The organism is Paracoccus aerius (assembly GCF_014656455.1).
GTDB classification, from domain to species: domain Bacteria; phylum Pseudomonadota; class Alphaproteobacteria; order Rhodobacterales; family Rhodobacteraceae; genus Paracoccus; species Paracoccus aerius.
This window is the reverse complement of the sequence record NZ_BNCL01000016.1, coordinates 67,655-79,716: the sequence shown is the minus strand read 5'-3', so window position 1 is coordinate 79,716 and position 12,062 is coordinate 67,655. Positions and strand designations below refer to the sequence as shown.

Genomic DNA, 12,062 nt, shown 5'->3' with positions numbered 1-12,062 from the left:
CACCCCCTCCTCGATCAGCCCGCCGATCGCGTCGCAGGCCTCGCACTCCGCAACCAGATTCGTCAGGCAACGGTGATCGCCTCAGAAAAGCCCGTCAGCATCCGCGGGAGCCTCATCAAGAAGCCGCAAAGGCGAGAGTGTCGAGAAAAGGGAGGCAGGATCCGGCCAAGGCGCACCCATCGGTGGCCACCGTCCGCCAACCTAAAACCTGCTGTTGCGAGCCCTCTGCTGCCGCTAACATGGCCTCCAAAAGCTTGGAGACTGCATATGGAACTTATCGCAAAGGCGACCGCGCTTGTGGGTGGCACGGTGGCGCGCCTGCGTCGGATGGGAACGCCCGCACATCAGGCCCTGGGGCCAAGACCGCAGATCCCCGATGCGAAGGCGCAGGGCATCATGACCCTGAAGATGCCGGTCGCCCGGGGCTGGAAGGACGGGCATGTTCCGACCTGTGCAGCCGGCCTCAGGGTCAATGCCTTTGCATCCGGCCTGGACCACCCCCGCTGGATCGAGGTCCTGCCGAACGGCGATGTTCTGGTCGCGGAATCCAAGGAGCAGCCGGGGCCGCCCAAGACCCTGATGGACCATGCCGCGCAGGCGACCATGCGTCGGGCCAAGGCCATCGGGGTCAGCGCCAATCGCGTGTCCTTGCTGCGCGACGCGGATGGAGACGGGGTAGCCGAAATCCGCGAAGCCTTTGTCGAGAACCAGAACCAGCCTTTCGGCATGGCGCTGATCGGGAACAGGTTCTACCTTGGGAATACCGACGGGATCGTTGCCTTCGACTACGCTGCGGGTGCGACGTCCCTGGCCGGTCCGGGGCAGAAGCTGGTCAGCTTCAAGCCGCACGGGCACTGGACGCGCAGCCTGATCGTGTCGCCGGACGGCACCAGGATCTATGCGGGCGTCGGTTCGCTGTCCAATATCGGCGACCAGGGCATGGAGGCGGAAGAAGGCCGCGCGGCGATCTGGGAACTGGATGTTGCCACGGGAAAGGCCCGCATCTTTGCGTCGGGCCTGCGCAATGCCGTGGGCATGGCCTGGGAACCCACCACGGGGACGCTTTGGACGGTCGTGAACGAACGGGACGGCCTGGGGGACGAGACGCCCCCGGATTACCTGACCTCGGTACAGGAGGGGGGCTTCTACGGCTGGCCCTATTCCTATTGGGGATCGACCGTGGACGACAGGGTTCCGCAGGACAAGGCCCTGGTCGCCCGCGCGATCACACCCGATTATGCATTGGGCGGGCACACGGCCTCGCTTGGCTTGTGCTGGATGCCGGCCGGAACCCTGCCGGGCTTCGGCGAGGGCATGGTCATCGGCCAGCACGGCTCTTGGAACCGCGCGAAGCTGAGCGGCTACAAGCTGATCTTCGTCCCCTTCGCCAACGGCGCGCCCAGCGGTCCTCCGCGTGACATCCTGACAGGCTTCCTGTCCGGCGATGAAAAGGTCGCCTATGGGCGTCCCGTGGGTGTCGCGATCGGACCGGACCGAAAGTCGCTGCTGATGGCGGATGACGTGGGTGATGTGATCTGGCGCGTCACAGGCGCATAGGAACGGCGTGCGGGGAAACCAGGTCCGCCCTTCCCCGATCATGCCCAAACCCTGCGCCATGACCTTGGGCGGGATGCGAAGCCGTCGCGTCGCCGCCCCAGCGGTCATGCGGCGGATCTTTGACGCATCATGTTCATAATCAACATGAAAATTTCTCCGTTCCCCCTGCGTTGACTTGGGCGCCGCCCTGGCCAATCCTGCGCCCAGATCAAGGTGCCGGGGGAGATCCCCGGGTAAAAGGGAATCCGGCAAGGCCAACGCCAATCCGGAGCTGCCCCCGCAACTGTAGGCGGAGAGCCTGTCCGAATGACCACTGGCGCAGATGTCGCGCCGGGAAGGCCGGACAGGGCGACGACCCGCAAGCCAGGAAACCTGCCTTGGTCATCACCTGTTCCGGCCGCGGTGGGCGCGTCGGAAGCGGCACATCCGCAAGGTGACATCGCCGCCGCATGGCATCCGTCATGGGGCCAGTTGGTTTCACGGCCCCTGTCCCCGGGCCGCTCAGAAGGCATGTCAGGATGAGAGAAGACATCACCTATACCATCAACAGCATTCCGTTCGACGAGGATTACCGCCCATCAGACGGCACGCGCGCCACCACGAACTTTGCCAACCTTGCCAGGGGCGAGGGGCGGCGCGAAAACCTGCGCAACGCCTTTGACATGATCAACAACCGCTTCAACGCCCTGGCCCCTTGGGACAACCCCCACGGCGATCGCTACGCAGTCGAGCTGGAGATCATCTCGGCCCAGGCAAGCCTGGGTCACGGCTCCGATGCCTTCCCGTTGATCGAGATCCTGAAGCCCACCATCCTGGACCGGAAGAACGACCGGCGGATCGACGGGATCCCGGGAAACAACTTCTCGTCCTATGTGCGCGACTATGATTTCAGCATCCTGCTGCCGCGGCACAACAAGGGGCGGCCCGACTTCAGCATACCGGATGATTTTGGGGATCTGCATGGGAAGCTGTTCAGGTGTTTCCTCGATTCCCCCGCCTACAGGACGGCTTTTTCAAAGCCGCCGGTCATCTGCCTTAGCGTTTCAAGCAGCAGGACCTATCACCGGACGGAAAACCGCCATCCCGTCCTGGGCATTGAATACCGGCAGGACCAGCTTTCCGCGACCGACCGCTATTTCGCGAAGATGGGGTTGCGGGCGCGCTGCTTCATGCCGCCCGGCAGCGTCGCGCCGCTGGCATTCTATTTCACCGGCGATCTGCCTGCCGACTATTCGGTCCTGGAATTGATCGGCACGATCAGCACGATGGAAAGCTTCCAGAAGATCTACCGGCCCGAGATCTACAATGCCAATTCCCCTGCCGGACAATGCTACCGTCCCGACCTGACGCATCGGGATCATTCCGTGACCCGGATCGTCTATGATCGGGAAGAACGCAGCCGGCTGGCGATCGAACAGGGACAATACGCCGAGGAGAACTTCATCAAGCCGAACCATGCCATGCTTGCGCAATGGTCCGCCCGACACGCCGCCTGATCACCCCAACATGCAAGGCCATCCAGACATGAACAAATTGCTGCCCACCGCCACTGCCGGAAGTTTGCCGAAACCGTCCTGGCTTGCCCAGCCCGAAACCCTTTGGTCGCCCTGGAAGCTGCAGGGCGAGGAGTTGGTCGAGGGCAAGCAGGATGCCCTTCGCGTGGTGCTGACCGATCAGCAGCAGGCGGGCATCGACATCGTCAGCGACGGCGAACAGACGCGCCAGCATTTCGTCACCACCTTTATCGAGCATCTGGACGGCGTCGATTTCCAGAAGCGCGAAACCGTCAGGATCCGCGACCGCTACGATGCCAGCGTTCCCACCGTCGTGGGCGCCGTGTCCCGCCAGAAGCCCGTTTTCGTCGAGGACGCAAGGTTCCTGCGCGGGCTGACGGACCAGCCGATCAAATGGGCCCTGCCGGGTCCGATGACCATGATCGATACGCTCTACGACGCCCATTACAAGAGCCGCGAAAAGCTGGCCTGGGAATTTGCCAGGATCCTCAACGACGAGGCCAGGGAACTGGAGGCCGCGGGTGTCGACATCGTCCAGTTCGACGAACCGGCCTTCAACGTCTTCTTCGACGAGGTGAACGACTGGGGCATCGCGGCCCTGGAAAGGGCGGCCGAAGGGCTGCGATGCGAAACCGCCGTCCACATCTGCTATGGATACGGCATCAAGGCCAATACGGACTGGAAGAAGACCTTGGGCGCGGAATGGCGGCAATATGAGGAAGTGTTCCCCAAGCTGCAGAAATCCTCGATCGGGATGGTTTCGCTGGAATGCCAGCATTCCCGCGTTCCGATGGACCTGATCGAACTTCTGCGGGGCAAGAAGGTGATGGTCGGGGCCATCGACGTGGCGACGGAGGTCATCGAGACGCCCGAGGAAGTGGCCGACATCCTGCGCCAGGCCCTTCGCTTCGTGGATGCGGACAAGCTTTACCCTTGCACCAATTGCGGCATGGCACCCCTGCCCCGCCGCGTGGCGCAAGGCAAGTTGTCCGCCCTCAGCGCCGGTGCCGAGATCGTGCGGCGCGAACTTTCGGCCTGATGAGGAACAGGTCCGGGTCGCCTGCGCGGCCCGGCCCACCAGCCGTCGCCTAGTACATGACGGTGTAGAGGGTGATTTCGACCGGCAGGTCGTCTTCGACCTGGGCGCTGCCTCGGGCAAGCAGCCAGCCGTCCGCGCGCTGCAGCTCTGCCACGACCTGCTGGCGCGAAGACATTCTGGTGCCGGGGGGCAGCGGAAGGGCAAGTCTTATCTTGCTTGAACCGCCATCGCTTTCGGCGCTGGCCCGGGCAGCCATGCGTTGCGGGTCGGCCGGCCCTTCAAGATAGACGGCCAACCGGCCCTTCGGGATGGCCTCGCCGCCCTCGAAGCCGATCGTGATGGCGATCTCGCTGGAACGCGGGCTGTTGGCCAGGGCGCCGAATGCCACCGCCGCAGTTGCGGCGCCCAGCAATATCCCCCGTCGATCTGCAAGCCGCTTCATCCTGTCTTCCTTGTGCTTGCGGACCGGGGCGCGGTTCTGCGCCCCGGTCCAGGCGTCATCCGACGATATAGAAGTCTTCGGCCGACAGGTTCAGGCCCGAATCCAGCCTTGCGAAGCGGATCGCCTCGTTTTGGCCCGCACCGTCGGCGTCAAAGGACAGGAAGCCATCGTTGCGGTCGTAAAGGATGCGGTCGTCGGCATCCCGCGCGGCACCGTCCGGACTGCTGCGGAACGCCCCGAAGGCCAGTTCGCCCAACTCGCCGATCCCTTCGAACACGTCCCTGGCCAGCAGGATCAGGTCGTCGGCCAGGTCGAAATCCCGGATCCGGTCGATATTGCCGTCGCCAAGCTCGGTCGAGAAGCGGAAGCTGTCCTCGCCCGCGCCGCCGATCAGCACGTCCGCGGCCAGCCCGCCGTCCAGAAGATCGCTGCCGGCCCCGCCGCGCAGCGTGTCCTGGCCCGCCTCGCCAGGCTGGACCGGCTCGGGCGGGAACTCGACCGAGACGTTCAGCTTGTAGGTCGAGCCTTCGGGAACGGAATCCGACCAGCCGTCGCCCGGGGCGTCGGGTGACCAGCTTCCCTCGACGATGTAGTAGCTGCCGGTCTCCTCGACGGTGAAGACGGTCGAGGAATCGCGGTTGCTGTTCGAGCCGGGATCGCCGCCGCCATCGTCATTCTGGGCGACGATGTTGCCCTCGGCGTCCAGCAGCCTGACCCAGCTGTCATGGACATTGGGATCGGCAATACCGTCGATGTCGATGGTGATCAGCGTTCCCGCCGCCAGGTCGATGCGGTAATAGCCGCCCTCGCCGGTGCCGGTGGCATTGACGGTTGTATGCAGGACCGTGGTCGAATCGAAGATGTCCGGGTCGGCTGCCAGCGAGAAGTTGTTCGAAATATCGAAGGCGGTCTCGATGGAATTGTTCGTCGCATCCGCCCCCAGCGTGGCATAGCCGCTGCCCAGGCCGGGGCGCGGCACGGCCTCGCCTTGATCGGCGAAGTCGCCCAGCAGGGTGTCATCGCCGCGTCCGCCCCGAAGATCGTCGTCGCCCCCTTGGCCGGTCAGCACATTGGCGCCGGCATTGCCTTGCAGGCGGTCGCCCAGGCCCGAGCCCGAGACATTCTCGATCGACACGAAGCTGTCGCCTTCGGACCCGCCAAGGCCCAGCCCGACGCGGACGCCGGTCGTGGCATAGGCGTAATCCGCCGTGTCGCGTCCCGCCCCGCCCATCAGCGTGTCGCGGCCTTCGCCGCCCGACAGGGTGTCGTCGCCTGCCCCGCCGGACAGTTCGTTGGCCGCGTCATTGCCGTTGATGTGGTCGTCGAAACGCGATCCGACCGCGTTCTCGAACTCGGCCAGGATGTCGTGGCGGATGACCGTGCCGCGCCCGACGATCTGGACGGGGCCGTCGGCATCGCCGCCGCGGGCCGATCCGTCGGCCAGGTCGATCCTGACGGCCGCCGAACTGCCCGCATAGACGACCGTGTCGATCCCTTCCCCGCCGTTCAGGTAATCCTGGCCCGCGCCGCCGATCACCGTGTCGTCGCCGCCTTCGCCATAGATGATGTCGCCGTCATTGCCGCCGTCCAGCAGGTCGTTCCCGTCGCGACCGTTGAAATAGTCGCCGCCGCCCTGGCCGCGGAAATGGTTCGCCGCGCCCGTGCCGACAAAGCGGTCGATCCGGTCATCCGATCCGATCAGGTTCTCGATGCTGTAGAAGGTGTCGCCCGAGGCCGTGCCGCCGCTGGCGACATTGGTTTCCAGGTTGACCAGCAACTGGAAGGGGCTTTCACGGCTGAAATCGACCGTATCGCTGCCGGCGCCACCCCGGAAGACGTCGACCCCGTCCTGGCCCATCATCAGGTCGTCGCCGTTGCCGCCGTCCAGCGTGTCGTCGCCCGCGCCGCCGAAGATGGTGTCGTCGCCGTTCCCGCCGTAAAGCGCGTCGTCGCCGTCGTCGCTTTCGGTCTGGTCCTCAAGATCGGCGACGGCGATCGTGTTGTTGATGTCGCGGCTGGCCAGCGAATCCCGCCCGCCGACGATCAGGTCGTCGCCGCCCAGGCCGAAGATCGTGTTGCCGCCGGCACCACCGTCCAGCGAGTTGTCGGCCCCATCGCCCAGAAGGACGCTGGCAAGGGGCGTGCCGCCGCTGCCCGCGGGATCGCCCTCGGCGTCATAGCCCGGGCCTTCGGTCGTGCCACCGGAATAGATGATGTTCTCGACATTGGCGACCTCGCCCAGGTCAAGGCCTTCCGCCAGGACGATGATCGTGTCGTCGCCCCCATCGGCTTCCTCGCGCACCAGGTCATCGGCGGAATCGACGAAATAGATGTCGTTCCCGCCGTTCCCGGCCATCCGGTCGCCGCCGCCGCGACCGTCAAGGACGTTGGCGCCGTCATTGCCGATCAGGATGTCGGCATGGCGGCTGCCGATGCCGTTCTCGACATAGTATTCGGTCTGGTCCGCATTGTGGCCGGCGAAGATCGAGACGTTGTTGCTGTGCCCGTTCACGCTGGAGAACTGCCCCGCGCGCAGGTCCAGGATCGTCCCCGCCGTGGACCCCGAAAAGTCGATCGTGTCATTGCCGCCGGTGTCGTGGATGACAAAGCCGATGTCGCGCTGCATCCCGGTCGAGGTCAGCTCGTATCCATAGACGGTGGCGTTGAAGCCATAGACATCGTCGCCGGTGTTCAGGTCGATGGTCTGGTAGGTTCGCTGCCCGTTCGCATCGACGGTCGAGAAGAACCGCCGGATGATGGCCTCGATATCGGCCATCAGCGGCGTCGAGGCCGACCAGCGGCTTTCCTCGCCCACGTCGATCCCGTCGAAATAGGACATGACGCTGTATTGCTGGCGGTCATAGATCCAGGTGGCGTTGTTCAGATAGTTGATCTGCACGCCCCCGGGGCCGCTGTAGTTGTAGAGGCCAGGGTGGTTCAGGCCGAACTCGTGCCCGAATTCATGGACAAAGGAATCGAACACATAGCCGCCGATATCGGTCAGGTCCGGTTCCGTGTCATGGAACCGCTGGCCGATGCTGACATAGCGGTTGCTGGAAAAGGCGCTGCCGTCGCTGGGCTCGCCCAGTTCGGGGCTGACCACCTGCATCCAGTCGGTGTTGCGATCAAAGGGCGCGTCGTCGACGATCTCGAACCGCAGGGGCGTGACCGAGGACCAGGTCGACAGGGCGCCGATGGCTGCCGCCTTGTAGTCGGGATGGTTATTCAGTTCATGCAGGTTGATGCGCAGCGGCTCGGCCGCGATGGCGGGTGTCAGGCTGCGGTTCAGCGCGCCCAGATAATCCAGGAAGGCTTCGTAATCCTCGCTTTTTCCGAAGGGATTGTCCGGCGTCTGGTCGTTGACCCACCATTCTTCACCGTTCTGGATCGAAGTCGGCATGATCTGGCTCTCCCTGTTCATCAACTATTGGTGGTTAATTCTGCGTGGCCCGAAAGCCTTTGGATTTCGCCGCGACTTGCACATCCTGCAGGAAGCGGCGGTCATCACGGTTGATGATGGTCCCCGGACCACAACCTGTCCACGATTCAAGACGCGGGAATGGACCGACCGAATATGTTTTATATCAGTGCCTTACGGTGATGGTGATATGGGAAGGGCGGAATCCTGCCTGCGGACGGGCCGTTGTCGGCGGTCTTCTTCTCATGCAAAGATTAACGGGAACAAAGTGCGATTCCAGGAACAAATACGCAGGCATTCCTCAACCGAGGCGAGAAAGACCGGGATTGTCATGGGTAAGTCACACTGACCTTGATTCCTGCCTTCAGTTCGGTCATGACCCTTTGGTCATGGTCCGATGCTAGTGGAGCAGCCTGCACAAGCGGGTGTATGCCTAAATAATGCGCACCGCGAATCCCCCCGGGACACAAACGCGGTCACAAGTTCAACAGAGAGCGAAAGGAACTATTCGCATGAAACTTCTGTCCCACGGCCTTCTGGCCGTCTCGGCGTTGGCGCTGACCACCGCCTTTGCCGAAGCAAAGACCTTCGTCTATTGCTCGGAAGCCTCGCCCGAGGGCTTCGATCCCTCGCCTTATACGGCGGGCACCACCTTCGACGCGTCGGGTCATCCGATCTACAACCGCCTGACCGAGTTCAAGAAGGGCACGACCGAGGTCGAGCCGGGCCTGGCCGAAAGCTGGGAAGTGTCCGAGGACGGGACGGAATACACCTTCAAGCTGCGCCAAGGCGTCAAATTCCATTCGAACGACCGCTTCACGCCCACCCGCGACTTCAACGCCGATGACGTGATCTTCTCGTTCCAGCGGCAGGGCGATCCGAACCACCCGTGGCACCAGTATATCCCGGGCATCACCTATGAATACTATACCTCGATGGACATGCCGAACCTGGTGAAGTCCATCGAGAAGGTCGACGACTATACCGTCAAGATCACGCTGAACCGGCCGGAAGCGCCGTTCCTGGCCAATATCGCGATGCCCTTCGCATCCATCGTGTCCAAGGAATATGCCGACACGCTGGAAGCGGCGGGTGCGCAGGCCGACCTGAACAACCTGCCGATCGGCACGGGCCCGTTCCGCTTCGTGGCCTATCAGAAGGACGCGGTGATCCGCTATCAGAAGAACGCCGACTATTGGGGCGAGGCGCCCAAGATCGACGACCTGATCTTCGCGATCACGCCCGATCCCTCGGTCCGGCTGCAAAAGCTGAAGGCCGGCGAATGCCACCTGATGCCCTATCCCTCGCCCGCCGACCTGGAATCGATCCGGGCCGACGACAGCCTGAAGCTGGACGAACAGCCGGGCCTGAACGTGGGCTATCTGGCCTATAACACCACGGTTGCGCCCTTCGACAATCCGAAGGTCCGCAAGGCGCTGAACATGGCCATCAACAAGGAAGCCATCATCGACGCGGTGTTCCAGGGCGCGGCGGAACCTGCCAAGAACCCGATCCCGCCGACCATGTGGTCCTATAACGACGCGGTCCAGGACGACCCCTACGATCCCGAGGCCGCCAAGGCCATGCTGGAGGCCGAAGGCGTCACGGACCTGTCGATGAACATCTGGGCCATGCCCGTGCAGCGGCCCTACATGCCCAATGCCCGCCGCACGGCGGAACTGATGCAGGAAGACCTGTCCAAGGTCGGCGTCAATGCGCAGATCGTGTCCTATGAATGGGGCGAATACCTGCAGAAGTCGATGGAGGCCGGGCGCGACGGCGCGGTGATCCTGGGCTGGACCGGCGACAATGGCGATCCCGACAACTTCCTGTCGGTGCTGCTGTCCTGCGATTCCGCCAAGGAAGGCGGCGCGAACCGCGCCTTCTGGTGCAACGAGGAATTCTCGGACCTGCTGCAGCAGGCCAAGGTGACCTCGGACCAGGCGGAACGCACGAAGCTCTATGAACAGGCCCAGGTGATCTTCAAGGACCAGGCGCCCTGGCTGACCATCGCGCATTCGACCCAGTATGTGCCGATGCGGTCCGAGGTGACGGGCTTCGTCATGAGCCCCTTGGGTGACTTTACCTTCGAAACCGTGGATCTGGCCGAATAAGCCTGCCTCACATCGTCTGACAAACGAACGCGCGGGCCAGACTGCCCGCGCGTTCCCCAAGGGACAAGGCACATGGTCCGCTTCCTTCTTTCCAAACTGCTGTATCTGGTCCCGACCTTCCTGGGGATCACGATTGTCGCCTTCAGCTTTGTCCGCATCCTGCCGGGCGACCCGGTGCTGCTGATGGCGGGCGAACGCGGCGTGTCGCCCGAACGCCATGCCGAACTCAGCGCGCAGCTGGGCTTCGACAAGCCGATCGTGATGCAGTATTTCGATTTCCTCGGGCGCCTGCTGCAGGGCGACCTTGGCAATTCGCTTGTCACCAAAAGGCCCGTCCTTGACGAATTCCTGGCCCTGTTCCCGGCGACGCTGGAACTGGGCCTGTGCGCGATCCTGATCGCCACGCTGATCGGCGTGCCGGTGGGCGTGCTGGCCGCGATCAAGCGCGGAAGCTGGTTCGACCAGGTGTCCATGACCTCGGCCCTTGTGGGCTTTTCCATGCCGATCTTCTGGTGGGGCCTTCTGCTGATCATCTTCTTTTCCGGCTTCCTGGGATGGACGCCGGTGTCGGGGCGGATCAGCCTGATGTATTACTTCCCCGAAGGAACCGGCTTCATGCTGATCGACAGCCTGATGTCGGGGCAGGACGGGGCCTTTGCCTCGGCAGTCAGCCATCTGATCCTGCCGTCGATCGTGCTGGCCACGATCCCGCTGGCGGTGATCGCGCGCCAGACCCGGTCCGCCATGCTGGAGGTGATGGGCGAGGATTATGTCCGCACCGCCCGCGCCAAGGGGATGCCGTCGCGCCGGGTGATCGGCGTCCATGCGCTGCGCAACGCGATGATCCCGGTCGTCACCACCATCGGGCTCCAGATCGGCGTGCTGATCGCCGGCGCCATCCTGACCGAGACGATCTTCAGCTGGCCCGGCATCGGCAAATGGATGATCGATTCCATCTCTCGCCGGGATTATCCGGTGGTGCAGTCGGGCCTGCTGCTGATCGCGGGCCTTGTGATGCTGGTGAACCTGCTGGTCGACCTGACCTATGGCCTTATCAACCCGAGGATCCGCGCGTCATGAGCGATACCGTCCAACTGTCCAGCAGCGCGATCCGCCGCCAGATGCTGGCCGAGTTCTGGTTCTATTTCCGCCAGAACCGCGGCGCCGTAGCCGGGCTGGTCATCTTTGTCCTGCTGGTGCTGACCGCGATCCTTGCGCCGGTGCTGGCGCCCCATGACCCGACCACGCAGTATCGCGACGCCTTCCTGTTGCCGCCCGTCTGGCAGGAAGGGGGCCGGGCCGAGTTCCTGCTGGGCACCGATGCCGTGGGCCGGGACATGCTGTCGCGGCTGATCTTCGGCGCGCAGTATTCGCTGTTCATCGGCATTGTCGTGGTGGCCATCGCCCTGGTCGGCGGCGTCATCATCGGCCTGATCGCGGGCTTTTTCGGAGGCTGGGTCGATTCCGTCATCATGCGGGTGATGGACGTGATCCTGGCCTTCCCGTCGCTGCTGCTGGCCTTGGTGCTGGTGGCCGTGCTGGGGCCGGGGCTGACAAACGCGATGATCGCCATCGCCATCGTCTATCAGCCCCATTTCGCCCGCCTGACCCGCGCCGCCGTGATGGGCGAGATGCGGCGCGAATATGTCACCGCCGCGCGCGTGGCGGGCGCGGGCAACCTGCGCCTGATGTTCAAGACCATCCTGCCCAACTGCCTGGGGCCGCTGATCGTGCAGGCCACGCTGTCATTCTCCTCGGCCGTGCTGGATTCGGCGGCGCTTGGCTTTCTGGGCATGGGCGCGCAGCCGCCCGCGCCGGAATGGGGCACCATGCTGGCCGAGGCGCGCGAATTCATCCTGCGCGCCTGGTGGGTCGTCACCTTGCCGGGCCTTGCCATCCTGGTCTCGGTCCTGGCGATCAACATGATGGGCGACGGGCTTCGCGACGCGCTTGACCCCAAACTGAAGCGGAGCTGACC

Annotated in this window: 8 protein-coding genes and 1 riboswitch; of the genes, 6 read left to right on the top strand and 2 right to left on the bottom strand. The window is 63.9% G+C overall.

Translation table 11 applies throughout. The features are described from left to right. The first annotated feature begins 267 nt into the window (after positions 1 to 267). From IE224_RS16095 to IE224_RS16085, 3 genes are all read left to right on the top strand, one after another. Positions 268 to 1,557, top strand: coding sequence for a PQQ-dependent sugar dehydrogenase (locus tag IE224_RS16095; RefSeq protein ID WP_191311833.1), 1,290 nt, complete (start codon positions 268 to 270; stop codon positions 1,555 to 1,557). A gap of 194 nt (positions 1,558 to 1,751) precedes the next feature. Beyond that, positions 1,752 to 1,951: riboswitch (cobalamin riboswitch) on the top strand. Positions 1,952 to 2,075: 124 nt separating this feature from the next. After that, entirely contained in the window at positions 2,076 to 3,053 is a 978-nt protein-coding gene (locus IE224_RS16090) for a DUF1852 domain-containing protein (protein ID WP_191311831.1), read from the top strand. A 28-nt stretch (positions 3,054 to 3,081) separates the two neighbouring features. After that, positions 3,082 to 4,110, top strand: coding sequence for a methionine synthase (locus IE224_RS16085; RefSeq protein ID WP_167623571.1), 1,029 nt, complete (start codon positions 3,082 to 3,084; stop codon positions 4,108 to 4,110). Positions 4,111 to 4,159: 49 nt separating this feature from the next. Here the strand turns inward: IE224_RS16085 and IE224_RS16080 are convergent, their stop codons facing one another. Both IE224_RS16080 and IE224_RS16075 read right to left on the bottom strand, forming a co-directional pair. Then, on the bottom strand, positions 4,160 to 4,552 hold the full coding sequence (locus IE224_RS16080) for a hypothetical protein (protein WP_191311829.1): 393 nt from the start codon (positions 4,550 to 4,552) through the stop codon (positions 4,160 to 4,162). Positions 4,553 to 4,607: 55 nt separating this feature from the next. After that, the gene (locus tag IE224_RS16075; RefSeq protein WP_191311827.1) at positions 4,608 to 7,952 is read right to left on the bottom strand and encodes a M10 family metallopeptidase C-terminal domain-containing protein; all 3,345 of its coding nucleotides are present in this window, start codon (positions 7,950 to 7,952) and stop codon (positions 4,608 to 4,610) included. Between the two features lie 530 nt (positions 7,953 to 8,482). On the opposite strand from IE224_RS16075, the gene IE224_RS16070 reads away from it, so the two are divergent. The 3 genes from IE224_RS16070 to IE224_RS16060 all read left to right on the top strand — a co-directional run bounded on the left by IE224_RS16070 (position 8,483) and on the right by IE224_RS16060 (position 12,060). Then, complete coding sequence (locus tag IE224_RS16070) at positions 8,483 to 10,084, top strand: ABC transporter substrate-binding protein (RefSeq protein ID WP_191311825.1); 1,602 nt, start codon at positions 8,483 to 8,485, stop codon at positions 10,082 to 10,084. Positions 10,085 to 10,156: 72 nt separating this feature from the next. Then, complete coding sequence (locus IE224_RS16065; RefSeq protein WP_167623575.1) at positions 10,157 to 11,164, top strand: ABC transporter permease subunit; 1,008 nt, start codon at positions 10,157 to 10,159, stop codon at positions 11,162 to 11,164. Next, positions 11,161 to 12,060, top strand: coding sequence for an ABC transporter permease subunit (locus tag IE224_RS16060; protein ID WP_191311823.1), 900 nt, complete (start codon positions 11,161 to 11,163; stop codon positions 12,058 to 12,060). Before IE224_RS16065 ends, IE224_RS16060 begins: the two co-directional genes overlap by 4 nt. The last annotated feature ends 2 nt before the right edge of the window (positions 12,061 to 12,062 follow it).

What these genes read in the sequence shown, in the direction of transcription:
- IE224_RS16095 (WP_191311833.1), top strand. Translation starts at nt 268, where the DNA reads ATGGAACTTATCGCAAAGGCGACCGCGCTTGTGGGTGGCACGGTGGCG.
- IE224_RS16090 (WP_191311831.1), top strand. Translation starts at nt 2,076, where the DNA reads ATGAGAGAAGACATCACCTATACCATCAACAGCATTCCGTTCGACGAG.
- IE224_RS16085 (WP_167623571.1), top strand. Translation starts at nt 3,082, where the DNA reads ATGAACAAATTGCTGCCCACCGCCACTGCCGGAAGTTTGCCGAAACCG.
- IE224_RS16080 (WP_191311829.1), bottom strand. Translation starts at nt 4,552, where the DNA reads ATGAAGCGGCTTGCAGATCGACGGGGGATATTGCTGGGCGCCGCAACT.
- IE224_RS16075 (WP_191311827.1), bottom strand. Translation starts at nt 7,952, where the DNA reads ATGCCGACTTCGATCCAGAACGGTGAAGAATGGTGGGTCAACGACCAG.
- IE224_RS16070 (WP_191311825.1), top strand. Translation starts at nt 8,483, where the DNA reads ATGAAACTTCTGTCCCACGGCCTTCTGGCCGTCTCGGCGTTGGCGCTG.
- IE224_RS16065 (WP_167623575.1), top strand. Translation starts at nt 10,157, where the DNA reads ATGGTCCGCTTCCTTCTTTCCAAACTGCTGTATCTGGTCCCGACCTTC.
- IE224_RS16060 (WP_191311823.1), top strand. Translation starts at nt 11,161, where the DNA reads ATGAGCGATACCGTCCAACTGTCCAGCAGCGCGATCCGCCGCCAGATG.